The sequence below is a fragment of the Thalassospira sp. MCCC 1A03138 genome (genome assembly GCF_002115785.1).
Lineage (GTDB): Bacteria > Pseudomonadota > Alphaproteobacteria > Rhodospirillales > Thalassospiraceae > Thalassospira.
The window spans coordinates 81,734-104,056 of sequence record NZ_JFJY01000009.1 but is presented as its reverse complement, the minus strand read 5'-3'; the positions used below and the strand labels follow the sequence as shown (position 1 = coordinate 104,056).

Here is a 22,323-nt window from a genome sequence, read left to right as displayed (position 1 = left end):
TTTCGTGGGTTTTCACCGGTGATTTGCACCAGCCCACGGTCGCAATATGTTTTTAGTTCAAGGAGATTTTCCGATGGCAAACACTGTTATCACTGCGGAAATCCGTGAACGGGCCGGAAAGGGGGCCGCCCGTGCCGTGCGTCGTGCCGGTATGGTCCCTGGTGTCATTTACGGAGCAAAGCAGGAACCTGTTCTGTTCCAGATTGACCCGCGTCCGCTCAACAAGCTTCTGCACAAGCAGGGTTTCTTCTCGCACATTCTTGATGTCAAGATTGGCAAAGAAACCTACGAAGTCCTGCCACGCGACGTACAGTTCGACAAAGTGACGGATGCGCCGATCCATGTCGACTTCCTGCGTTTTGCAAAAGGTCAGACCATGACCGTTGAAGTCCCGGTTCGCTTCGTTAACGAAGAGAAATCCCCGGGGCTGAAAAAAGGCGGCGTTCTGAACATCGTTCGTCACGATGTCGAAGTTGAATGTGCACCGAATGCCATTCCCGAAGAACTCGTCTTCGATCTGACTGGTGTCGAAGTTGGCGACTCGATTCACATTTCGGCGATCAAATTGCCGAAAGGTGTTGAACTCACCATTACCGACCGTGACTTCACGGTTGCGACTGTTGCTGCTCCGTCTGCGCTTAAATCGGAAGAAAATGCCGAAAGCGCTGACGACGAAGAAGCGACCGAAGAATAAGATCGAGGTCTACGATGTTATTGGTGATTGGATTGGGGAACCCGGGTTCGGGATATGCCGCCAATCGCCACAATATCGGCTTTATGGCGGCGGACGAACTCGTCCGCCGTCATTCTTTTGGCCCCTGGCGCAAGAAATTTCAGGGGCAATTGTCCGAAGGTGAAGTGAACAGCCAAAAAGTTCTGGTATTAAAGCCCGAAACTTTCATGAACCTTTCGGGCCAAAGCGTTGGCGAAGTCCTGCGTTTTTACAAAATTCCGATCGAAGACGTTATTGTACTGCATGACGAGTTGGATCTTCCACCGGGCAAGCTGCGCGTCAAACGCGGCGGCGGCCATGGCGGGCATAACGGATTGCGGTCCATCGACGCCCATTGCGGCAAGGAATATCGTCGTGTGCGGCTTGGTATTGGCCATCCTGGGGAAAAGGAACGTGTTCACGGGCATGTTCTGGGCGATTTTTCTAAGGCCGAACAGAACGGTTGGCTTATGGCGCTGCTGGATGGCGTCGCACTTGAATTCCCGCGTCTCGTCAAGGGGGACGACGGCGGCTTTATGAGCAAGGTTTCGCACATTGTCTCGCCGCCAAAACCCAAGGCCGAGAAAAAGCCGAAACCGGCTGCGGCGGGTGAACAATTGGCCGACGCTGTAAAAGAAGGCGACGGCAAGATCGAAGATAAAGGTGCGTCTGACGCGCCGGAGGTCGAAGGCAAGCCCGACACCCCGGTCAGCAACGCCGCAACCGCGATGGCGCAGGCACTGGCACGCGCCTTTAACAAAAAAAAATAGCATCGGGATCGGGGCCTTCCCCATCCTGTTTCAGACACATTAGAAGTGACGGAGCCCGGAAAAGATGGGATTCAAATGCGGTATTGTCGGTCTGCCCAACGTTGGTAAATCGACCCTGTTTAACGCCCTGACACAGACGGCCGCTGCCGAGGCAGCGAACTTCCCGTTCTGTACCATCGAACCGAACACCGGTCGGGTCAGCGTCCCTGATGAACGCCTTGACAAGATTGCAGCCATCGGCAAGTCGGCGACCATCATCCCGACCCAGCTTGAATTCGTTGATATCGCGGGTCTGGTGCGCGGTGCTTCGAAGGGCGAGGGGCTTGGCAACCAGTTTCTGGCCAATATCCGCGAAACCGATGCGATCGTGCATGTTCTGCGTTGCTTCGAAGACGGCGACATCACCCATGTCGAAGGTTCGGTTGATCCGGTACGCGATGCGGAAACCATCGAAACCGAATTGATGCTGGCCGATATGGACAGCCTTGAAAAGCGCGTTACCGGCCTTCAGAAACGTGCCAAGGGTGGTGATAAAGACGCCAAGCTGTCGCTGGAACTGATCGAACGTACGCTTGAAGCCCTGCGCGAAGGCAAGCCGGCCCGTGTTGTTGAAATCAACAACGAAGACGAAGCCAAGGCGTTTCGCATGTTGCAGCTTCTGACCAGCAAGCCGGTCCTTTATGCTTGCAACGTGGATGAAGACAGTGCGGCCGATGGCAATGCGCTTTCGGCCAAGGTTGCCGAAATGGCCGCTTCTCAGGGTGCGCGTTCGGTCGTGATTTCAGCCGCGATTGAGTCCGAAGTTGCCCTTCTCGATAGTGCCGAAGACAAGAAAGAATTCCTCGAAGGCCTTGGTCTTGAAGAAACCGGTTTGGCGCGTGTTATTCGCGAAGGCTACAAGCTGCTGAATCTTTTGACCTTCTTCACCGTTGGCCCGAAAGAGGCACGCGCATGGACGGTTCATTCTGGCGCAACCGCCCCGAACGCGGCTGGCGTGATCCATACCGATTTTGAACGTGGTTTCATCAAGGCCGAAACCATTGCCTATGACGATTTCATCGCATTTAACGGTGAAGCCGGTGCGCGTGATAACGGTAAACTGCGTCAGGAAGGCAAGACCTACATCGTCAAGGACGGTGACATCTTCCACTTTAAATTCAACGTCTAAGCCGTTTTACGGCATTATACGACGATTGGGAAATACCCCGAAGGCCATCGCGGAAATGCGGTGGCCTTTTGTCATGTTGTTTTGCCTTTTAGGGTCTCGGGGCTTGTCAAAACGGTTCTAAACCGCCAACATTTCGCTGTCGCAGCAACGAGGTCGGTATGAATGAATTAAGTCCCGTGAAACGCGTTTTGATGGTTTTCAACTCTGCCACCGGTCAGCCCGGTCGGGTGGGGGCCGTTTTGCGCCGGTACGGGTATGAGTTTGATATTCGCCGTCCGGGTGAAGGTGACGCATTACCAACCGATATGGCGGGTTACCATCTGGCGATTGTCTTTGGTGGCCCGATGAGTGCCAATGATGATCATGAAGCCAATGTTGCCAGAATCATGGAATGGCTGCCCCATGTCGTGAACAGCAATGCGATGTATCTGGGCATTTGCCTTGGTGCGCAATTGATGGCCCGCCATCTGGGGGCTTTAGTTTCACCCCGTTCCGACGGAATGACCGAGATCGGTTATTACCCGGTTGAGGCAACCGAAGCCGGGCGTGACCTCTTCCCAAATGAAATGATGGTTTATCACTGGCACAGCGAAGGGTTCGAGCTTCCTGACGGGGCCGAACTAATGGCCCGCGGTTCGATTTTCCCCAATCAGGCCTATCACATAGATAACCGCATATGGGGCATCCAGTTCCATCCCGAAGTTGATGATGAAACGCATGAACGCTGGCTTGCGAAATCGGCGGAGAAGACGGAACGACCAAATGGACAGACCCCTGATCAGCAACGTGCCGGGCGCGCGAAATATGACGCGGCATTCGGGGCGTGGTTTGAAAGTTTTGCGACCCGCGTTCTGATCGACGAGCGGGTTATTGTTGATGCCAACCTTGGCGTTTGCAGCGTTTAGTGTGGCCTGATGAAAGGACATCAGGCTTCCTGTGTAGCGCGTTCCCTGACTTGTTCCTGCCACCAGGTGATGATTGAGTCCTCGTCAAAGGACAGGGTTTGGGCATAGCCACCGTGGAAGTCCTGCCAGGCGGCGTCATATTCATCGCGAACCCCGACCAGTACCGGAATTCCCAAATCGATTGCCTTTGATATCACGTCGCGCAATCCGCGTCCGTCGGCTTCGCTACGCCCGAACCGGCCAATAATCAGGATATCGGGGGTATGATCCAGATCGCCTTCAAGCTGTTCTGACAGGGTTGCCAATGCATCGCCATCCAGCTTGCAGCCGCGCGCCATTGAACCGCGGTTTTTGGTGATCGGCATTTCATGTCCGGTGCCAAGATTGCGGACATAAACCAGCGTTCCGCAATCACGGTCAGCACGGCGTTTCTGCACATAACCTGCTACGCGTTGCCCCTTGGCAACGATGTAATGTGCCAGACGGTCCAGCAGATCATCGATACCGTCTTTGGGAAGAAAGGGGATACCAGCCAGCATGGATTTATCCCCGGTTCCCATTTTGCGAAATTTCGGTACCACCAAGTATCGTCAATGTCATCGTTCGTCCTTCGCGCGGGTTTCGGCGTGATCGCCACAGGAGTACGATCACGCCGGAAAATCGGTTACTGCCACTCGGGAACACCCGACATGTCAGGCAGATGATGCGCGATCCCTTTGTGACAGTCGATACATGTCTTTTCGCCGGTGAACAAAAATTTCTCGTGCGCTTCGACGGCACGGGGGCTTTGGCGGGTGATGTCCATCGATTCAGCAGAATGGCAGTTACGGCATTCCAGCGAATTGTTGGCTTTCAGCCGGGCCCATTCGTGCTGGGCCAGTTCAAGACGTTTTTCAACAAACTTGTCGCGTGTGCGGATGGTGCCGAAAATCTTGCCCCAGACTTCCTTGGATGCCTGCATTTTACGGGCAATCTTGTCAGTCCATTCATGCGGAACATGACAATCCGGACAGGTGGCGCGCACACCGGACCGGTTGGAGTAGTGGATGGTTGATTTAAGTTCGGCAAAAACGTTGTCCCGCATTTCATGACATGAAATGCAGAACTTTTCGGTATTTGTTGCTTCAAGTGCAGTGTTAAACCCGCCCCAGAAGATAACACCGGCAACGAAGCCGCCTAGCGTCAAAAAGGCGAGGCTGAAATGCACACTTGGTGAATTCAGGACCTTCCAATAGCGTTTCAGAAGATCGAACATTGGCAATCTCCCTATTCCGCGATCCGCGTGCTATTGTTGGGCAGCAATGCATCAATATCGACAAAGCTGTTGCCGACCAGCGGCTCGACCTGACGTTGGGACACATGGCACTGCGTGCAGAAATAGCGCCGTGGGCTGACCGCGGCCAAAAACTGACCGTCCCGATCCATGAAATGGGTGATCGAAACCATTGGTGCGCCGCTTTCGCCGGTGCGCGAACGCGCATGACATGACAGGCATTTATTGGCGTTTTTATCGATCTGATATCCTTCGATATCGTGCGGGATGGTTGGCGGCTGTTCGGGATAATTGCGCGGGCGTTTCTGGTCCGTATCCTCGAAGTTGCTAATCCGCGGGGCAGGGCTTTCCTGATCGGGGGCGGTGCTGCGCAGGGTGGTGATCGGTTCGGCGGCATATGCCGCGCCAGCAATTGCAATAATCGCCAGCGCCATGAGCCATTTCGGGGTCATTTTCATGGTTTCCTCCCTCACACCTTTTCCAGACGGACGGCGCATTTTTTGAAGTCCGTCTGTTTGGACATCGGGTCGGTGGCATCCAGCGTGACCTTGTTGATCAGCTGGCTTGCATCGAACCACGGCACAAAGATCAGGCCACGCGGCGGTTTGTTACGGCCGCGTGTTTCAACGCGGGTACGCATTTCACCGCGTCTTGAAATCACCCGGACCTCGTCGCCGCGTCGCATGCCCATTTCGGCGGCATCGTCGGGATGGATGAAGCAAAGTGCGTCCGGGAACGCCCGGTAAAGTTCGGGTACCCGTTCGGTCATCGAACCGGAATGCCAGTGTTCCAGCACACGCCCGGTACACAGCCAATAGGGATATTCTTCATCCGGGCTTTCGGCAGGCGGCTCATACGGCAGGGCAAAGATGCGTGCCTTGCCATCCTTGTGGCCGTAAAATTCGACCCCGGCCCCCGGCGTGACATAGGGATCGTAACCTTCACGGTAACGCCACAGGGTTTCCTTGCCGTCCACAACGGGCCAGCGCAGGCCGCGTACTTCGTGGTATCTGTCGAACGGGGCAAGGTCGTGACCATGGCCGCGGCCAAAGGTCGCGTATTCCTCGAACAGGCCCTTCTGGACGTAGAAACCAAAATGCTTGGCTTCGACGTTGTTATAGTCCGGTGCGGTATCCTCGAGCGGGAATTTATTGACCTGTCCATTCTGGAACAGCACGTCAAACATGGTTTTGCCACGCAGTTCCGGTGCCTTGACCCGAAGTTCCTCGGGCCAGACTTCCTCGATCTTGAAGCGTTTGGAGAATTCCATTAATTGCCACAGATCGGATTTGGCTTCGCCCGGCGCGTCGACCAGCTGATGCCACATATGCGTGCGGCGTTCGGCATTGCCATAACAGCCTTCTTTTTCGACCCACATCGCAGTCGGCAGGATCAGGTCGGCGGCCTCGCAGGTGACGGTCGGATAGACGTCGGAAACGGCAATGAAGTTTTCCGGGTTGCGGTAACCGGGCCAGCCCTCCTCGTTCATGTTGGCGCCAGCCTGCATGTTGTTATTGCACTGGACCCAGTAGGCGTTGAGCTTGCCGTCCTTGAGCATGCGGTTTTGCAGTACCGCATGGTAGCCGACTTTGTCGGGAATTGTGCCTTCGGGCAGTTTCCAGATTTCTTCGGCGTGTTTGCGGTGTTCGGGATTGGTCACCACCAGATCGGCGGGCAGGCGATGGGAAAACGTGCCGACTTCGCGTGCGGTGCCACAGGCCGACGGTTGCCCCGTCAGCGAGAAGGGCGAATTGCCCGGTTCGGCGATTTTACCGGTCAAAAGATGGATGTTGTAACACAGATTGTTGGCCCAAACCCCACGGGTATGCTGGTTAAAGCCCATGGTCCAGAAGGATGTGACCTTGATTTTCGGATCGGCATAAAGTTCGGCCAGGGCTTCGAGGCGCTCCTTGGGAACGCCGGTCATTTCATGGACCTTATCAAGGGTGTATTCCGAGACGAATTCGGCGAACTCGTCAAATGTCATGTCGGTCGAGCCACCGGCATCGGATGCATTTTGGGCCGACTGTTCGCGCGGGTCTTCGGGCCGCAGGCCATAACCGATATCGATGTTGCCGCGGCGGAAGATCGTGTGTTTGTTGACAAAGTCGGTATTGACCCGGTCAGTCTGGATAATGTGATTGGCGATATAGTTCAGGATCGCAAGATCGGTCTGCGGTTTGAATACCATCGGGATGTCGGCAAGATCAAAGCAGCGATGCTCATAGGTCGACAGGACCGCGACTTTGACATGAGGGGCTGACAGGCGGCGATCGGTAACACGCGTCCAGAGGATCGGGTGCATTTCCGCCATGTTTGATCCCCAAAGCACAAAGGCATCGGCGGCTTCCATGTCGTCATAGCACCCCATCGGTTCGTCCATGCCAAATGTGCGCATGAAACCGACGACGGCGGACGCCATGCAATGACGTGCGTTGGGATCAAGGTTGTTGGACCGGAAGCCGGCCTTCATCAGTTTGGAGGCGGCATATCCTTCCCAGACCGTCCATTGGCCGGACCCGAACATCCCTACGGAAGTCGGGCCTTTTGCCTTGAGTGCGGTCTTCCATTTTTCGGCCATCACATCAAAGGCCTCGTCCCATGAGACGGGGGTAAAGTCGCCGTTCTTGTCATAGACGCCGTTCTTTTTACGCAGCAACGGCTGTGTCAGGCGGTCTTCGCCATACATGATCTTTGACAGGAAGTAACCTTTGACGCAGTTAAGACCACGGTTAACCGGGGACAGGACATCGCCATGGGTGGCAACCACATGGTTGTCCTTGGTCGCGACCATGACCGAACAGCCCGTGCCGCAGAACCGGCAGGGGGCCTTCGACCATTTCAGTTGTGTGTGTTCCGCATCGGTGACCAGATTTTGCGCCGCTGCGGGCAGGCTGATGCCGGCGGCCGCGGCGGCAACTGCGGCGGCTTTTGCTTTCAGGGCATCGCGACGGGATATCTTTGCCTTGAACATTGTTAATTTCCTCGAGCCAAAGGTCAGACGGATTATTGGTTGTTATTGGGCATTTTCACTGTGGTGAAAGACCAGGTTAACCCCCAGAACACCGGGGATGTCGCCGATCTCTTTCATGCCGTCTGCGAGCTTTCGGTCGCTTTCGGCTTCCATCACGACAACGATTTTTCCGGACGGATCATCGGCACTGATTTCAGTGTCGGGCATTTTCAAAAGAGCTGCCTTGATTGCTGTCATATTTTCAGGGCGAGACTGAATGATCATGCTGGAGATCACGCCGACTTTGTCATCCATGGGCTATCTCCGTTGCGGGTTTGATTGAAATGGCATCAACTGGACAGGCGCTAAAACAGGCACCACAGCCGGTACAAAGATCGTCGTCGATCAATACGCGGGCGCGACCGCCCAATTGCGGAATGATACGGATGGCACTTTCCGGGCAGACATCACCGCAGGAACGGCAATAGACACCATTTTCGGCGAAGCATTTGCTGCTGACAGAAACGTCAAGATGCCAAGGGACAGTAACCGAACGATCAAAGACCGGTTCGGAACAGGCATCGGCACAGGCATCACAAAAAGTGCATTCGCCCTTTCCAAAATCAATTTCCGGCAGGCCACCCTTGCCGATGGCGATGATGTTTTCCGGGCATGCAGGAATACAGTCCCCGCAGGCAGTGCAGTTTTCATCAAACTGCCAGGCCCAGGGAGGTCGGATAACCATTGGCGTTTGCGTTCCGCCCGTGTCTGCATTCAAGCCGCGCAGACCGGAAAAGAAAGCACGCCGACTGGCAACTTTCGGTGCGGATGACATGGCGACGTTCCCCGATGTTACATCGGTGGTCCAGGAGGTCCGGCAAACATCTGATAAATCCAGATTGAAAATCCAAGCCCACCGACCAGCGCAACCGCCAGCACCGGGGCCAAGACAACGGCCAGCAGAATAAAACAGCGCAATTCGGTTTTGCGCCGCGTGCCGGAATCCATTGTTTGAATATCTGTCATCGGTTCCCTCTCTTTGCAGGCTGGAAACCGTTTCTTTCGCACTTTGTATCCCCTGCGAAAGCCGGTGTTCTCTTGTGAATTACTTTGAGTACCCACAAGCAACGTAGGGGCTATGCACAGGGCATTCAACCATGAATGATTTAAAGTTTGGAATTCTTAAATTATAAGTATTCTAAAGAGGGCGGTGAGGGTGCAGGATGCTTGGCATATTAATTGTTGGTGTTAGAAGCGGTCGATCACAGTAACGCCGGTGCTGACGAAATTATCCATATTCATCAAGGCCGTTGCGCCCTCGGCCAGGGTGACTCGATCCCTGATCAGTTTTTGTGGCGCGAGTTTGCCGGTCATGATCATGTCGATCATCGCGTCATAGCGAAATGCCTGCATGCCGTGGCTACCAAGGATTTCAAGTTCGTGGGCAACCACGCGGTTCATCGGAACGCGAGCATGTGCATGGTCGCCGGTCATAAGGCCGATCTGGATATGCTTGCCGCGTTTGCGCAAACATGACACCGAATTGAAACTGGTGATCGCACTGCCAAGGGCATCGACGGATACATGTGCCCCGCCGCCTGACAGGCTCTTGATCGCGGACGGAATGTCATCACAGGTTTTGGCGTTAAGGATATCGATCGCGCCCAGTTCACGGGCAAGGTCAAGCTTGGCATCGTCGATATCAACCGCGATCACGCGCGCACCAGCTGCTGCTGCGATCATGATGGCTGAAAGCCCTACACCGCCACAGCCGTGAACGGCTACGATTTGACCGGCACTGACTTTGCCCTGGTCAATCACGCCACGGAAACTGGTGGCGAAACGACAGCCAAGGCTGGCGGCGGTGGCGAAATCCATTTCATCGGGCAGGCGCACCAGATTGGTATCGGCATAGTCAATCGCGACATATTCGGCAAAGCTTCCCCAATGGGTAAAGCCCGGCTGGAACTGATGATCACAAACCTGATGATTGCCGCTGTGGCATTCCAGACAATGGCCGCAGCCCGAAACGAACGGGACCGTGACCCGGTCGCCGACTTTCCAGCGTTTGATATCCTTGCCAACCGCTTCGATGGTGCCAGCAAATTCATGGCCGGGAACGTGGGGCAGTTTCACATCGGAATCATGGCCCATCCAGCCGTGCCAGTCGCTTCGGCAAAGCCCGGTCGCCCCAACCTTGATGACAACGCCGCCATTTTCCGGTGTCGGGTCGTCCAATTTCCTGACTTCAATTGGGCCCTGATATTCGGTGAAAAAGGCAGCGCGCATGATCGTTCCCCGGTTCGGTTGGAAAGACTTTGATCAAGTATTGTCGGGTTCATCCCCGCGATGCAAGCGCGTAACTTTTGGTACGCCTACACCTGATTTTGGTTGTGGCTTTGGCGGCTGATACCGGCCCCACGGGGATTTATCCATATTAGTTTCACCCGCGCGTCCCCATGGTCCACGGCCCGCACGTTTCATCCGTTCACGGCGTGCCGCGCGTTCGGCCTCGTATGCCGCGGCCCACGGCGGTGGTGAGGCATTGGTTGCATTGCTTTTGCGACCTGGCCGGTAAACACCGAAAACCGGGACCTGTTTGGGGCCGCCCTGCCAAAGCGGGATATAGCGATATTTAAAGAACGGGATCAGCGCCAGACCGGCAAAGAAACCGGCAATATGGGCCAGAATGGCCACCCCCTGTTCGGCGCCACTCGACAGATTGACGAACTGCATGCCGATCCAGAGACCAAGGACGGCAACCGCCGGAACGTAAAAGATAAAGACCCAGAAGAACCACACCAGAACCCGTGCCTTGGGAAACAGAAGAAAATAGGCCCCCAATACCCCGGCCAGCGCCCCGGATGCGCCGATCATCGGGATTTGCGATGTGGTATCAAGCAAGCCATGGCCGAGTGCGGCGGCAATACCGCAAACAAGGTAAAACACCAGAAATCTGAAATGCCCCATGGCGTCTTCGACATTGTTGCCGAATACCCAAAGATACAGCATGTTGCCGCCGATATGCATCCAGCCGCCATGCATGAACATGGCGCTAAAGATCGACAGGAATTCAAAGCCCGGCGGAAAAACGGCAAGCTGCGGGGGTAATTGGGCATTCCCGAACAGAACCGCGGGAATGGCACCATATTGCAAATTGACCTGAAACTGGCTTTGCGGTGCAAGGGACACGGTTAACAGGAACACGATGACATTAACGGCGATCAGGCCATAGGTCACCCATGGAGTGATTGTCGTCGGGTTGTTATCCTTGATTGGCAGCATCGGCTATCGTCCGGTCCCGTGGCTTATCCAAATGGGCTGGGTGGTACTGCACAATCAGGCGACATGTGATCGTTCACAGGTTTCAAGTGTATTGCGCAAATATGTCCCCAACTGGCGGAACTCCTTTTTACGGGCGGAACTGCGCCGCCAGACCAGTCCTATACGTCGAACCGGAACCGGATTCTGGAAAGGAAGGATGGCCAGAGAGTCGGGGCGGCGCGCCTCCACTTCCAGCGACATTTCCGGAAGCAGGGTGGAGCCGATCCCGGCCGATACCATCTGAACCAGTGTCGACAGGCTGTTAGCCTGGAAATCGGCAGATTTGCTCCAGCCGGCTTTCTGGCAGACTTCCAATGCCTGATCGCGCAGGCAGTGACCATCCTCAAGCAGCAGCAGCTTTTCATCCTTGATGTCGGTGATGTCGATTTTCTTTTTGCGCGTCAGCGGATTGTCCGGGCTACAGGCAAAAACGAATCTGTCTTCGAACAGGTCCATTTCTTCGAGCCAGTTTTCCTCGATCGGCAGGGCAATCAACGCGATATCAAGTTTTCCGGCGGCCAGAAGTTCTATAAGCTTGGCTGTCTGGTCTTCGCGCAGGAAGGGCTGCAATTTCGGGAAACCGGCCCTGAGGCGGTTGATGACATCAGGCAAAAGGTAGGGGCCGATTGTCGGGATAACGCCAAAATTGATCGGACCTGAAAGGGGCTCGGTCGCTGACTGTGCCATCATGGTCAGTTCATCAACTTCCTGAAGAATATTTCGCGCCCGCGAGACAACTTCACGTCCAAGCGGCGTGATCAGGACCTGACGCTTGTTGCGTTCCACCAACTGGGCGCCAAGCAGGTTTTCAAGCTCGCTGATGGCAGCCGACAGGCTTGGTTGCGTGATAAAGCACGCTTCGGCAGCCCGGCCAAAATGGCCGGTTTCCGACAATGCGACCAGATATTTGAGCTGCTTTATGCTTGGTTGGGCAGCCATAAATTTTTCCTATCGAACATCGAAATTAATTCTATTGGTCTTAGTTAGTTCATTTAACTACAAATCGCCAGCAAGGAGTGCATTATTGCACTTGCGAACAAAATTTGTACGGCCTGTCGGGGGCCGTCGTTGGGATAAATTCAAACCAAGGTTAGGAGTAACCAATATGCTTACAGTTGGCGATACGCTTCCAGAATTCAATCTTACCGGCGTTTCGGGCAAAGGTCCGGACAGCTTCGCACCGGTTACCGACAAGTCCTATGAAGGCAAATGGAAGATCCTGTTCTTCTGGCCGAAAGACTTCACCTTTGTTTGCCCGACCGAAATCGTTGGTTACGGTGAACTGAACGGTGACTTCGAAGACCGCGATGCGGTTCTGCTTGGTTGCTCGACCGACACCGATTTCGTCCACGCTGCATGGCGTACCCACCATGAAGATCTGGGCGACAGCCCGTTCGTATGGCTGGCTGACGAGAAAAAAGAACTTTCAAACGCGCTTGGTGTTCTGGCCAAAGGCGAAGGCGTTGCTTTGCGCGCGACCTTCATCATCGATCCGGACAACATCATCCGTCACGTTCAGGTTAACGACCTTTCGGTTGGGCGTAACCCGCAGGAAGCCCTGCGTATTCTTGACGCGCTGCAGACCGACGAGCTCTGCCCGTGCAACTGGAACCAGGGTGAAGCAACCCTTTAAGGTTTTCCAGACCGATTTGGATCCGGGCTTTGGCCCGGATCCGCTTTCAGTCCATCGGTGAAATTAATCCATGTACCCGCAAAACTTGCGGTGTGCGCGATGGCTGCGGGCCTTTTTCAGTTTTGAATTTTATTCTTCAGTCAAAAGGGGATGCTTCAATGTCTTCCATTTCCGAAATCAAAGACGTCATGCCGGACTATGCCAAGGATCTGAAGCTGAACCTCAGCAGTTTTGCGAACAATCCTGGCATGACCGGTCAGCAGGTCTATGGCACCGCGCTTGCGTGCGCCTATGCGTCTCGGAACGCAAAGCTTTTGAAAGCCGTTGCCGCCGAAGCCAAAACCAAACTGAGCGAAGAAGCGTTTCAGGCTGCCAAGGGTGCGGCGGCGATTATGGGGATGAACAATATCTATTATCGGTTCACACACCTTGTGTCCGAACCGGAATACGCCACCATGCCCGCGCGCCTGCGCATGAACATCATCGGCAAGCCGGGTATCGACAAAGCCGATTTCGAACTGTTTTCGCTTGCGGTTTCGGCGATCAATGGTTGCGGGATGTGCATCGACAGCCACGAGAAAGTTCTGAAAAACGCGGGTATAAAAAAAGAAACCGTTCAGAATGCTGTGCGCATTGCATCGGTGATTCATGCGGTTGCGGTCGTGCTGGATGCCGAGGATGCGTTGGCTGAATAAGCCGGGCGCACCTGACTCAGTCTATCATCCGAAAAGCCCCACTGCATCATGCAGTGCGGGGCTTTTTTGTCTGATCAGGCCGTAACCGGTTCGATCTGGCGAAGCAGCTTTTGGCTGGCATCAATGATCTGATCGGGCTGATCGAAATGCGGGATATGGCCGCAATCGGCAAGAATCATCTTCGTTGCAGTGCCGCTGACTTTGTCGCAAATAATGTGGACCTGCTCGTCGCTGCCGAACTGGTCATCATTTCCCTGAATGACCAGTATAGGGCAGATGATGTTGGGCAGTTCGTCAATCATCTGCCAGTCGCGAAATGCCGGTTGGCGCCACGTATCGACCCAGGCACGGAATACGTCATCGGTCTGGAAGAAATGATGGCGTTCGAGTTTTGATTTCCAATCTGTACTGGCATAGATCGATGCCGCTTCATTGATCCCGGCAATCGTGACGTCCTCGACAAAAACATGTGCGGCTTCGCTAATGACGGCACGAACATTGTTCGGGAAGCGGGCGGCATATTTAAGCGCGATGGTGGCTCCGTCACTGTGGCCAAACAGGATCGGGCGATCAAGGCCAAGTTCCCTGATCAGGCCACGAAGATAGATATCGGTTTCTGTGTTGTGGAAATCGATGGGCCGCGGGATATCGTCCGGACCGTGCGGATCGGATTTTCCGTGACCGCGCCGTTCGTAAACAATCACCGGATGGCCGGTTGCGGTGGCGAGCTTTGCCGGGAAATCGCGCCACATGCGGATGGTCCCGAGTGCCTCGTGCAGAAACAGGATCGTTGGCGCATCCGGCCTGACATTTGTCGGGATGATCCGCTGACAGGACAGGCTGATGCCGTCCACGGTAACGTAGAAATTCTCGTTTTGCATGATATGTCCGATTTATCGGTAATTCAGTGCGCAAATGTTGAATTAGATAATGGACAAAAAAACAGGGCCCGGCAAGTGCCGGACCCCAACGAATTTTCCATGATCGAAAAACCGGCTTATTTCAGCGCAGCACAGGCACGTTTGATGCGTGCGCAGGCTTCGGTCAGTGCCTCGGTCGAGGTGGCATAGGAAATGCGGAAATACGGCGCAAGACCGAATGCCGAGCCCTGAACCGCGGCAACGCCTTCGGACTCAAGAAGGTAGGTCACGAAATCGGTATCGGTTTCGATGACTTTGCCATCCGGGGTTTTCTTGCCAATCGTACCGGCACAGGACGGATAGACGTAAAACGCGCCTTCCGGCTTTTTGCAGGTTAGACCTTCGCATTCATTCATGGCCTTGACGACCAGATCGCGGCGTTCCTTGAACACTTCGGCGCGTTCTTTCAGGAAGTCCTGCGGGCCGTTAAGGGCTTCGACCGATGCGGCCTGACTGATCGAGGAAGTATGCGTGCTGGACTGCGACTGAACCTTGTTGATCGCCTTGATCAGTTCAACCGGGCCTGCGGCATAACCAAGACGCCAGCCGGTCATGGCATAGGATTTTGACACGCCGTTACAGGTGAGCGTACGCGATTTCAGTTTCGGTTCGACCTGTGCGATGGTGGTGAATTCGAAACCGTCATAGACGAGATGTTCGTACATGTCGTCGGACATGACCCAGACATTTTCATGTTTGAGCAGAACATCGGCAATTGCGCGCAGTTCGGCGCGCGAGTAAGCCGCACCGGTCGGGTTGGACGGCGAGTTCAGAACAACCCATTTGGTTTTCGGCGTAATCGCGGCTTCGAGTTCGGCAGCGGTGATTTTGAAGTCGTTTTCTTCCTGGCATTCAACAACAACCGGAACGCCTTCGGCCATCAGGGTCATATCCGGATAGGACACCCAGTACGGTGCCGGAATGATAACTTCGTCACCCGGGTTCAGCGTTGCGAACAGCGCGTTGAAAAGCGTCTGTTTGCCACCGCAACCGACGGTGATTTCGTCGATAGTGTATTCCAGGTCATTTTCACGTTTGAACTTCGCGACAATCGCCTTGCGCAGTTCCGGAGTACCAGCGACCGGAGTATATTTGGTCTTGCCAGCATCAAGGGCTGCTTTGGCGGCGTCTTTGATGTTGTCGGGGGTATCGAAATCCGGCTCGCCTGCGCCAAGGCCGATCACATCAACGCCAGCAGCCTTGAGTTCTGCAGCCTTGGTGGTGACAGCAATGGTAGGAGAGGGTTTGATACGGCTCAAACGGTCGGCAATAAACGCCATTGGTCTGTTTCCCTGGAATGAAATGAAATAGAAAGAATCGCTTTCTTTCGGTTCGGACCCTACGCCCGTGTTTAAAGCAATTCAAGGCAGTTTCGCGCCTTTTGCGGGTTCTTTGGGATGAAAACGGCCCGTCATGGCATCCGATCCGAAAGTCATGACGTTTTAACGCGATGGTTCGATGTCTGTTCCGGCGTTTTTTGTCCTGACGTCTCCTGACAACTACTGACAGCATTTGTCAGGGCCGGGGGTTGCGATGTTGTTGCGGTGGCCTATAACTATGGTCATGTCCAAAAAGGAATCAGTCCGATGAATGCGCCGATGTATGGCTTACCTGAATTCTTGCTGAAACGTCGTCCGCCGGTTGCGGGATCGCACGAATTCAAACTGGTGACCGATTATCAGCCCGCAGGCGATCAGCCAAAGGCGATTGCCGAACTGATGGATGGGATCAATAGCGAAGAACGCGATCAGGTTCTGCTGGGCGTGACCGGGTCGGGTAAGACCTTTACCATGGCCAACATCATCGCAAAAACGCAGCGACCCGCCCTTGTTCTTGCGCCGAACAAGACGCTGGCAGCACAGCTTTATTCGGAGATGAAGGCGTTCTTCCCGGAAAACGCGGTCGAGTATTTCGTATCCTATTACGACTATTACCAGCCCGAAGCCTATATCCCACGCTCGGACACCTATATCGAAAAAGACAGTTCGATCAACGAACAGATCGACCGGATGCGCCATGCGGCGACGCGTGCGATCCTTGAACGCAACGACTGTATCATCGTAGCCTCGGTCTCCTGCATTTACGGTATCGGTGCGGTTGAAACCTACCTTGAAATGACGCAGCGGATTGCAGTTGGCGATGAGGTTGATCGCAACCTGATCATGAAGCGGCTGGTCGAGTTGCAATATACCCGCAACGACGCCGCATTCTCGCGCGGGACATTCAGGGTGCGCGGGGATGTTCTGGAAATCTTCCCGGCCCACGCCGAGGATCGCGCATGGCGTGTTTCAATGTTTGGTGACGAGGTCGAGGAACTGGCGGAATTTGATCCGCTGACCGGGCATAAGTTTGCCACCATGGACTCGGTCACCGTCTATGCCAATTCGCACCACGTCACGCCACGTCCGACACTGGTACAGGCGATGGCTGGCATCAAACAGGAACTGAAAGACCGGCTTGCGCAGTTCCAGCAGGAAGGCAAACTTCTGGCAGCCGAGCGGATCGAACAGCGCACGATGTTCGATCTGGAAATGATGGAAACCGTGGGCCACTGCAAGGGGATTGAAAACTATTCCCGTTGGCTTTCGGGCCGTAATCCGGGCGAACCGCCACCGACATTGTTTGAATATCTGCCGGAAAATGCGTTGCTGTTTGTCGATGAAAGTCACGTTGCCGTGCCGCAGATCGGTGGCATGTTCAGAGGCGACTATAATCGCAAATTCACCTTGGCCGAACATGGCTTCCGCCTGCCGAGTTGCGTGGATAACCGTCCACTGAAATTCGAGGAATGGGAAGCCATGCGCCCGCAAAGCGTGTTTGTCTCGGCAACGCCGGGCAACTGGGAAATGGAACGCACCGGCGGTGTGTTTGCCGAACAGGTCATCCGCCCGACCGGCCTGATTGACCCGGTTTGTATTATCCGCCCGGTTGAAACGCAGGTCGATGACCTGTTGGCGGAGGCAAAGGAATGTGCGGCGAAGGGGCAGCGTGTTCTGGTCACGACGCTGACCAAGCGCATGGCCGAGGATTTGACCGAGTATCTGCATGAGCATGGGGTGCGGGTCCGTTACCTGCATTCGGATATCGACACGCTGGAGCGGATCGAAATCATTCGTGATCTGCGGCTTGGCGTGTTTGATGTTCTGGTCGGCATCAACCTTTTGCGCGAAGGTCTGGATATTCCGGAATGTGCGCTTGTTGCCATTCTGGATGCGGACAAGGAAGGTTTCCTTCGGTCGAAAACATCGCTGGTGCAGACCATCGGGCGCGCAGCGCGTAACATTGATGGCCGCGTCTTGCTTTATGCCGACAAGATGACCGACAGTCTGGAATATGCGATTGGCGAAACCAACCGCCGCCGCGAAAAACAGATTGCCTATAACGAGGCCAATGGCATCACACCGGAATCGGTACGCAGCAAAATCCGCGATGTTCTGGAAAGCGTTGCCGAGCATGATTACGTCACGGTCGATACCGGCGTTTCGGGTGATGTCCTGATCGGGCACAATCTGCGTGCGCATATCGAAGACCTTGAAAAACGCATGCGTGAAGCCGCTGGAAACCTTGAATTCGAGGAAGCAGCCCGCCTGCGTGACGAGATTAAGCGCCTTGAGGATCAGGAACTTGGTCTTGCCGATGCCGGGCCGATGGCACGCAGTATCGGAACCGTCGGACCGGGGTCAAAATCGGCCAATAAGTCGAAATACAAGGGGCGTCGGCGTAGCGGCCCCTGATTTGCTGTAATATTGATTAACGAAAACAAGGCTCGGAACACTCGCAGATTTCGGGCCTTGTTGGTTTTTCCGAGTGGGTGGGAAGGACAATTACATGAACAGTTTTTCGTCTTCCATGCCCTTGTAAAGATCTGCGACATATTCCTCGTAGCCATTGTAAATCTGTGTCGGGACTTCATCCCCGGTCGTAAGTAGGCGTTCCTGTGCCTGGCTCCAGCGCGGGTGGGGAACCTTTGGGTTCACGTTGGCCCAGAAGCCATATTCGCCGTCGTTAAGCTGTTCCCAGAAACTGACCGGGCGTTTGTCGGTAAAGGTAAAGCGGACAATCGATTTGACGTTCTTGAAGCCGTATTTCCAAGGGGTAACCAAACGCAACGGTGCGCCGTTCTGTTTTGGAAGCGGTTCGCCGTAAATGCCGGTCGCGATCATTGCAAGTTCGTTGGTGGCTTCGCTGATTGTCAGGCCTTCGATATAGGGCCACGGATACCAGAACTGCCGCAGGCCCGGCATGGTGTCCTTTTGTTCCGCAGTTTGCATTTCAATGTATTTTGCGCCTGAAAGCGGTTTGGCATAATCGACCAGTGCCTTCATCGGGAAACCGGTCCAGGGCACGGTCATCGCCCAGGCTTCGACGCAGCGGAAGCGATAAACGCGTTCTTCCAGCGGCATTTTGCGCACCAGATCCTCAAAATCGATTTCAATCGGTTTTTCAACCATTCCGTCAATCTTGACCGTCCATGGGCGGATTTTCATCGCCTGGGCAGCATCGGAAATGAATTTGTGCGATCCGAATTCATAGAAGTTGTTATAGGTCAGCGCCTTGGATTTATCGGTAATGGCGCGATCAACGACATAGGCCGGATTGCGCATCGCCGGATAAAGATCGGCGGTTGGATCGGATCCTTGTGCAAGGGCGCGACCGATCGGCAGGCTGGTTGCCGCCGCGCCGATGGATCCTGCGACAATGCCTTTCAGGAACTGGCGACGGTTCTTGTAAATGGATTGCGGGGTTGCATCGCGTTCGGCGATTTCCCAACCCTTCTTGCGGCGTATCAGCATCTAACCCTCCAATCTGGCATATCCTTACTGTCGAAGGAAAAGGTGCTTCGGGCAAGTAACGCCTCGGTGAGGGGGCGGTGAAGCCGGAAATGTGTTCGAAACGGCCATTGGTGCGCTTTGTTGTGCATACGATAGAAAAATCGCAACGGATTGATCGTGCCAGATGATCGGTTGCAGGGTATTGTGATCATAAATCAAACGATCCGGCTGACAGGATCGACGATGCAGTTGCTATTTGGGGAACGAAAGCGTGTTTGAATTCAAGGATATCGAGATTCTGCAGGACATCGTAAAGGCAGGCGGCTTTCGGGCCGCAGCCCAGAAATACGATCTGTCCCAGTCGGCGATTTCGTCGCGGGTTTCCGCGCTTGAGAAGAAGCTGGGTATCATGCTGTTTGACCGGTCCAACCGGCAGGTGCGTTTGACGGCGGCTGGTCTTCGGTTTCTTGAAGAAGCGCAGCGTTTATCGCGCGCACGCGATCGTATCTGGCAGGAATTGACCCATCCGGGGGAACTGAGCGGCACGGTTCGTATCGGTGTTGCCGAAACCATCGTTCATACGATCCTGACCGACATGTTGAACAAGCTGAAAGACGATTACCCGAAAGTCCGTTTCGAACTATCGGTTGATACATCCGGCCAGTTGGCAATGACCATGGCCGACGATGCACTTGACGTCGCAATCATGCTGCGGGAATCGGTGCCACAGGGGGCGGTTGCCGCGGCCCTGAAGCCGGTTCAACTGGGCTGGTATTGCACCGGATCGATGGAATTACCCGACCATCCGATGTCGCTGGCGGAGCTTGCCGAGCATGCTATTGTCACCTTCCCGAAGGGAACACCCCCGTTTCGCGAGGTCGAAAGCATCTTTTCCGCGCCCGATATTTCGCCGCCGGCATTACATGGATCGGCATCACTTTCGACCGTAAAACATCTTGTTGGTGGAGGTTTCGGGATCGGGGTTCTGCCGTCCCTGATGGTCACAAATTCCGTTTGGGATGAACATATTAAGGCAATCCCGGTGCAGGACGAAGCCCGGCTGACCGACCTTCATTTTGTGATCAGTTATTACCCGGAACGCAATCGTGAAATTGGCGAGGCCGTGATCGAGGCGGCCAGATTGTTCGATCAAACTGATCGTTAAATTAGATCGCAAATTGACTAAAATGATTTCTTGACAAGATCGGTTGAGTTTCTCAAGCTTGTTGCGAGGCTGAGAACAGGACCGAATAAATGAACGCGACAAAAAGCGCATCTTGTTCCCCGACGACCGTTTCGGAATCTGCATCGACGATATCGCCGCTGGCTTTGCGCCGCGCAATCCGTTCCGGAAAACATCGGGGCACCACCACCGGCTATGCATCCGGGTATCTGCAGGGCAATCTTGCGATCCTGCCGGCAAGCTATGCCGACGAGTTCCTTAAATTTTGTGCCAAAAATCCGAAATCATGTCCGTTGATCGGCATGTCCGAACCGGGTTCACCGTATATTCCGGAACTTGGCGCCGATCTTGACATCCGCACCGATCTGCCGGGCTATCGTGTGTTTCGTGGCACGACTGATTTTGACAGTGTTTCCGATCTGAGTGCAGTCTGGCGCGATGATCTGGTGACCTTTGTTCTCGGTTGTTCATTTTCGTTCGAGGCGGCGATTACGCGCAGTGGTGTGCCACTGCGTCATATGGACGCCAATCGGAACGTTCCGATGTATGTGACCAATATTGCCACCACCCCGGCCGGGCGTTTCCATGGCCCGCTGGTGGTTTCGATGCGGTCCTTCAAACCATCCGATGCCATCCGTGCCATCCTTTATTCCGATCGTTATCGCCTGGCGCATGGTGCGCCGGTTCATATTGGCGATCCGGCCAGCATTGGCATTTCCGATCTCATGAAGCCGGACTTCGGCGACGAACCTGTCGTGGACGAGGGGGATATCCCGGTTTTCTGGGCCTGTGGTGTTACGCCGCAAATGGCGATCCGCAATGTTTTGCCGGACCTTGCCATCACGCATGAACCCGGTCTGATGCTGGTGACGGATGTCCTGGCAGAAGCCGCGGAATTTTCACTGCAGACAAAGACCGCCTGAAATCACAAATAAAACCTAGCTATCAGAGAGGACCATCTCATGAAAAAGACAGTATCATCGTTACTTGCCGTATCGGCCCTTGGTGCAGGCATGATCGCAACCCCGGCCTTTGCCGAGGACCTTGCCGTTGTCGGCAGCTGGAGCAGCCTGCCACTGAACAAGCAGTTTGAAACACCATTCTGGACCGAAGAACTGCCAGCAGCATCGAACGGCGAAATCAATGTTCAGATGACCACCCATGATCAGATGGGCATCGGCGGCGGTGACGTTTTCCGTATTCTGAATGACGGTGTTTTCGATGTTGGCATGACGGTTGCCGATTATGCGGTTGGCGATGCCCCTGAACTTGAAGGCCTAGATGTGCCGCTGGTTGCCAATACCGCCGAAGAAGCGCAGGCAATGGTTGAGGCCGCCCGTCCGATGGTCGAGGATATCTTCAAGGAACGCTTCAATTCCAAGGTTCTTGCAATTGCGCCATACCCGCCGCAGGTCGTTTTCTGCAAAGGTGATGTGACCTCGCTTGAAGACCTTAAAGGCAAAAAGGTTCGTGGTTCGGGTCGCATGACCACCAAGTTCCTTGAGGCGCTGGGTGCCAACGGCGTCAATGTTGCGTTTTCCGAAGTGCCGGGCGCGCTTGAACGTGGTGTAATTGACTGTGCCGTTACCGGTGCCGGTTCGGGATACAGTGCCGGTTGGTGGGAAGTTTCCGACCACCTGATGACCATTCCGCTTGGCGGCTGGGACCCGGTCGTAACAGCGATGAATTTCGACAAGTGGAACAGCCTGTCGCCGGAAATGCAGAAACTGATCACTGATGAAGTCAATTCCAAGTTCGAAGCTCCGGCATGGGCCGCGGCCGCAGGTGCGCTTGAAGCCGACATCGCGTGTCTGACCGGTAATGGAACCTGCCCAGCGGGTGATCCGGCCAGTATGACCCTGGTTGAGGCATCCGATGCCGATCTAGCCAAGGCCAAGGAAATTCTGACGACCGTTGTCTTGCCGGAATGGGCTGAACGCGCCGGTGCGGACTGGGTTAAACGCTGGAACGATACAGTTGGCAAAACCGTCGGTGTTGCCGTACCTCTGAGCTAA

At 54.7% G+C, this 22,323-nt stretch carries 23 protein-coding genes; 10 read left to right on the top strand and 13 right to left on the bottom strand.

Annotated elements, in window-relative coordinates; all coding sequences use genetic code 11:
* Positions 1–73: 73 nt before the first annotated feature.
* From TH468_RS17490 to TH468_RS17475, 4 genes are all read left to right on the top strand, one after another.
* Positions 74–694: a 50S ribosomal protein L25/general stress protein Ctc gene (locus TH468_RS17490; protein ID WP_007090084.1), complete on the top strand. Its 621-nt coding sequence runs from the start codon at positions 74–76 to the stop codon at positions 692–694.
* A 14-nt stretch (positions 695–708) separates the two neighbouring features.
* Complete coding sequence (gene pth / locus TH468_RS17485) at positions 709–1,482, top strand: aminoacyl-tRNA hydrolase (protein WP_085645851.1); 774 nt, start codon at positions 709–711, stop codon at positions 1,480–1,482.
* Between the two features lie 64 nt (positions 1,483–1,546).
* A complete protein-coding gene (gene ychF, locus TH468_RS17480; RefSeq protein ID WP_085645850.1) occupies positions 1,547–2,650 on the top strand; it encodes a redox-regulated ATPase YchF in 1,104 nt (367 codons plus the stop codon).
* Between the two features lie 158 nt (positions 2,651–2,808).
* Entirely contained in the window at positions 2,809–3,555 is a 747-nt protein-coding gene (locus tag TH468_RS17475; RefSeq protein ID WP_085645849.1) for a GMP synthase, read from the top strand.
* Between the two features lie 20 nt (positions 3,556–3,575).
* Here the strand turns inward: TH468_RS17475 and TH468_RS17470 are convergent, their stop codons facing one another.
* From TH468_RS17470 to TH468_RS17425, 10 genes are all read right to left on the bottom strand, one after another.
* A complete protein-coding gene (locus tag TH468_RS17470; RefSeq protein WP_085645932.1) occupies positions 3,576–4,094 on the bottom strand; it encodes a DUF2478 domain-containing protein in 519 nt (172 codons plus the stop codon).
* 125 nt (positions 4,095–4,219) lie between these two features.
* Positions 4,220–4,810, bottom strand: a complete 591-nt coding sequence (locus tag TH468_RS17465) for a cytochrome c3 family protein (protein WP_085645848.1) — start codon at positions 4,808–4,810, stop codon at positions 4,220–4,222.
* A gap of 11 nt (positions 4,811–4,821) precedes the next feature.
* The gene (locus tag TH468_RS17460; protein WP_085645847.1) at positions 4,822–5,286 is read right to left on the bottom strand and encodes a nitrate reductase cytochrome c-type subunit; all 465 of its coding nucleotides are present in this window, start codon (positions 5,284–5,286) and stop codon (positions 4,822–4,824) included.
* 11 nt (positions 5,287–5,297) lie between these two features.
* Entirely contained in the window at positions 5,298–7,802 is a 2,505-nt protein-coding gene (napA, locus tag TH468_RS17455; RefSeq protein WP_085645846.1) for a periplasmic nitrate reductase subunit alpha, read from the bottom strand.
* A 42-nt stretch (positions 7,803–7,844) separates the two neighbouring features.
* Positions 7,845–8,096, bottom strand: coding sequence for a chaperone NapD (locus TH468_RS17450; protein ID WP_085645845.1), 252 nt, complete (start codon positions 8,094–8,096; stop codon positions 7,845–7,847).
* A complete protein-coding gene (gene napF, locus TH468_RS17445) occupies positions 8,089–8,616 on the bottom strand; it encodes a ferredoxin-type protein NapF (RefSeq protein WP_085645844.1) in 528 nt (175 codons plus the stop codon). The genes TH468_RS17450 and napF overlap by 8 nt, the downstream gene beginning before the upstream one ends.
* Positions 8,617–8,633: 17 nt before the next feature.
* Positions 8,634–8,807 carry a periplasmic nitrate reductase, NapE protein gene (gene napE / locus TH468_RS17440; RefSeq protein WP_062948015.1) on the bottom strand — a complete coding sequence of 58 codons (174 nt, stop codon included), beginning with the start codon at positions 8,805–8,807 and terminating at the stop codon, positions 8,634–8,636.
* 222 nt (positions 8,808–9,029) lie between these two features.
* The gene (locus TH468_RS17435; RefSeq protein ID WP_085645843.1) at positions 9,030–10,070 is read right to left on the bottom strand and encodes a zinc-dependent alcohol dehydrogenase family protein; all 1,041 of its coding nucleotides are present in this window, start codon (positions 10,068–10,070) and stop codon (positions 9,030–9,032) included.
* Positions 10,071–10,103: 33 nt separating this feature from the next.
* Positions 10,104–11,066, bottom strand: a complete 963-nt coding sequence (locus TH468_RS17430) for a rhomboid family intramembrane serine protease (RefSeq protein WP_085645842.1) — start codon at positions 11,064–11,066, stop codon at positions 10,104–10,106.
* 54 nt (positions 11,067–11,120) lie between these two features.
* Positions 11,121–12,044, bottom strand: coding sequence for a LysR substrate-binding domain-containing protein (locus tag TH468_RS17425; RefSeq protein WP_007090071.1), 924 nt, complete (start codon positions 12,042–12,044; stop codon positions 11,121–11,123).
* A 166-nt stretch (positions 12,045–12,210) separates the two neighbouring features.
* On the opposite strand from TH468_RS17425, the gene TH468_RS17420 reads away from it, so the two are divergent.
* Both TH468_RS17420 and TH468_RS17415 read left to right on the top strand, forming a co-directional pair.
* Positions 12,211–12,738, top strand: a complete 528-nt coding sequence (locus tag TH468_RS17420) for a peroxiredoxin (protein ID WP_007090070.1) — start codon at positions 12,211–12,213, stop codon at positions 12,736–12,738.
* A 158-nt stretch (positions 12,739–12,896) separates the two neighbouring features.
* Complete coding sequence (locus TH468_RS17415) at positions 12,897–13,433, top strand: carboxymuconolactone decarboxylase family protein (RefSeq protein WP_085645931.1); 537 nt, start codon at positions 12,897–12,899, stop codon at positions 13,431–13,433.
* A gap of 74 nt (positions 13,434–13,507) precedes the next feature.
* Here TH468_RS17415 and TH468_RS17410 read toward each other — a convergent pair whose 3' ends face one another.
* The gene (locus tag TH468_RS17410; protein ID WP_085645841.1) at positions 13,508–14,314 is read right to left on the bottom strand and encodes an alpha/beta fold hydrolase; all 807 of its coding nucleotides are present in this window, start codon (positions 14,312–14,314) and stop codon (positions 13,508–13,510) included.
* A gap of 116 nt (positions 14,315–14,430) precedes the next feature.
* On the bottom strand, positions 14,431–15,633 hold the full coding sequence (locus tag TH468_RS17405; protein WP_085645840.1) for an aspartate transaminase: 1,203 nt from the start codon (positions 15,631–15,633) through the stop codon (positions 14,431–14,433).
* Between the two features lie 318 nt (positions 15,634–15,951).
* Here TH468_RS17405 and uvrB point away from each other — a divergent pair, with 318 nt between their 5' ends.
* Positions 15,952–18,087 carry an excinuclease ABC subunit UvrB gene (gene uvrB / locus TH468_RS17400; RefSeq protein ID WP_085645930.1) on the top strand — a complete coding sequence of 712 codons (2,136 nt, stop codon included), beginning with the start codon at positions 15,952–15,954 and terminating at the stop codon, positions 18,085–18,087.
* A 90-nt stretch (positions 18,088–18,177) separates the two neighbouring features.
* Here uvrB and msrP read toward each other — a convergent pair whose 3' ends face one another.
* The gene (gene msrP / locus TH468_RS17395; RefSeq protein WP_085645839.1) at positions 18,178–19,146 is read right to left on the bottom strand and encodes a protein-methionine-sulfoxide reductase catalytic subunit MsrP; all 969 of its coding nucleotides are present in this window, start codon (positions 19,144–19,146) and stop codon (positions 18,178–18,180) included.
* A gap of 250 nt (positions 19,147–19,396) precedes the next feature.
* On the opposite strand from msrP, the gene TH468_RS17390 reads away from it, so the two are divergent.
* The 3 genes from TH468_RS17390 (at position 19,397) to TH468_RS17380 (ending at position 22,323) form a co-directional block, all read left to right on the top strand.
* A complete protein-coding gene (locus TH468_RS17390) occupies positions 19,397–20,290 on the top strand; it encodes a LysR family transcriptional regulator (protein WP_085645838.1) in 894 nt (297 codons plus the stop codon).
* A gap of 89 nt (positions 20,291–20,379) precedes the next feature.
* Positions 20,380–21,231: a putative hydro-lyase gene (locus tag TH468_RS17385; RefSeq protein WP_085645837.1), complete on the top strand. Its 852-nt coding sequence runs from the start codon at positions 20,380–20,382 to the stop codon at positions 21,229–21,231.
* 39 nt (positions 21,232–21,270) lie between these two features.
* Positions 21,271–22,323, top strand: a complete 1,053-nt coding sequence (locus TH468_RS17380) for a TRAP transporter substrate-binding protein (RefSeq protein WP_007090061.1) — start codon at positions 21,271–21,273, stop codon at positions 22,321–22,323.

Excerpts from the sequence above, each read along its gene's own strand:
- napE (WP_062948015.1), bottom strand. The coding sequence starts at position 8,807 with ATGACAGATATTCAAACAATGGATTCCGGCACGCGGCGCAAAACCGAA.
- TH468_RS17410 (WP_085645841.1), bottom strand. The coding sequence starts at position 14,314 with ATGCAAAACGAGAATTTCTACGTTACCGTGGACGGCATCAGCCTGTCC.
- TH468_RS17415 (WP_085645931.1), top strand. The coding sequence starts at position 12,897 with ATGTCTTCCATTTCCGAAATCAAAGACGTCATGCCGGACTATGCCAAG.
- TH468_RS17380 (WP_007090061.1), top strand. The coding sequence starts at position 21,271 with ATGAAAAAGACAGTATCATCGTTACTTGCCGTATCGGCCCTTGGTGCA.
- TH468_RS17420 (WP_007090070.1), top strand. The coding sequence starts at position 12,211 with ATGCTTACAGTTGGCGATACGCTTCCAGAATTCAATCTTACCGGCGTT.
- pth (WP_085645851.1), top strand. The coding sequence starts at position 709 with ATGTTATTGGTGATTGGATTGGGGAACCCGGGTTCGGGATATGCCGCC.
- napA (WP_085645846.1), bottom strand. The coding sequence starts at position 7,802 with ATGTTCAAGGCAAAGATATCCCGTCGCGATGCCCTGAAAGCAAAAGCC.
- ychF (WP_085645850.1), top strand. The coding sequence starts at position 1,547 with ATGGGATTCAAATGCGGTATTGTCGGTCTGCCCAACGTTGGTAAATCG.
- TH468_RS17450 (WP_085645845.1), bottom strand. The coding sequence starts at position 8,096 with ATGGATGACAAAGTCGGCGTGATCTCCAGCATGATCATTCAGTCTCGC.
- TH468_RS17470 (WP_085645932.1), bottom strand. The coding sequence starts at position 4,094 with ATGCTGGCTGGTATCCCCTTTCTTCCCAAAGACGGTATCGATGATCTG.
- TH468_RS17425 (WP_007090071.1), bottom strand. The coding sequence starts at position 12,044 with ATGGCTGCCCAACCAAGCATAAAGCAGCTCAAATATCTGGTCGCATTG.
- TH468_RS17475 (WP_085645849.1), top strand. The coding sequence starts at position 2,809 with ATGAATGAATTAAGTCCCGTGAAACGCGTTTTGATGGTTTTCAACTCT.
- TH468_RS17465 (WP_085645848.1), bottom strand. The coding sequence starts at position 4,810 with ATGTTCGATCTTCTGAAACGCTATTGGAAGGTCCTGAATTCACCAAGT.
- TH468_RS17460 (WP_085645847.1), bottom strand. The coding sequence starts at position 5,286 with ATGAAAATGACCCCGAAATGGCTCATGGCGCTGGCGATTATTGCAATT.
- TH468_RS17385 (WP_085645837.1), top strand. The coding sequence starts at position 20,380 with ATGAACGCGACAAAAAGCGCATCTTGTTCCCCGACGACCGTTTCGGAA.
- uvrB (WP_085645930.1), top strand. The coding sequence starts at position 15,952 with ATGTATGGCTTACCTGAATTCTTGCTGAAACGTCGTCCGCCGGTTGCG.
- TH468_RS17435 (WP_085645843.1), bottom strand. The coding sequence starts at position 10,070 with ATGCGCGCTGCCTTTTTCACCGAATATCAGGGCCCAATTGAAGTCAGG.
- msrP (WP_085645839.1), bottom strand. The coding sequence starts at position 19,146 with ATGCTGATACGCCGCAAGAAGGGTTGGGAAATCGCCGAACGCGATGCA.
- TH468_RS17490 (WP_007090084.1), top strand. The coding sequence starts at position 74 with ATGGCAAACACTGTTATCACTGCGGAAATCCGTGAACGGGCCGGAAAG.
- TH468_RS17405 (WP_085645840.1), bottom strand. The coding sequence starts at position 15,633 with ATGGCGTTTATTGCCGACCGTTTGAGCCGTATCAAACCCTCTCCTACC.
- napF (WP_085645844.1), bottom strand. The coding sequence starts at position 8,616 with ATGTCATCCGCACCGAAAGTTGCCAGTCGGCGTGCTTTCTTTTCCGGT.
- TH468_RS17430 (WP_085645842.1), bottom strand. The coding sequence starts at position 11,066 with ATGCTGCCAATCAAGGATAACAACCCGACGACAATCACTCCATGGGTG.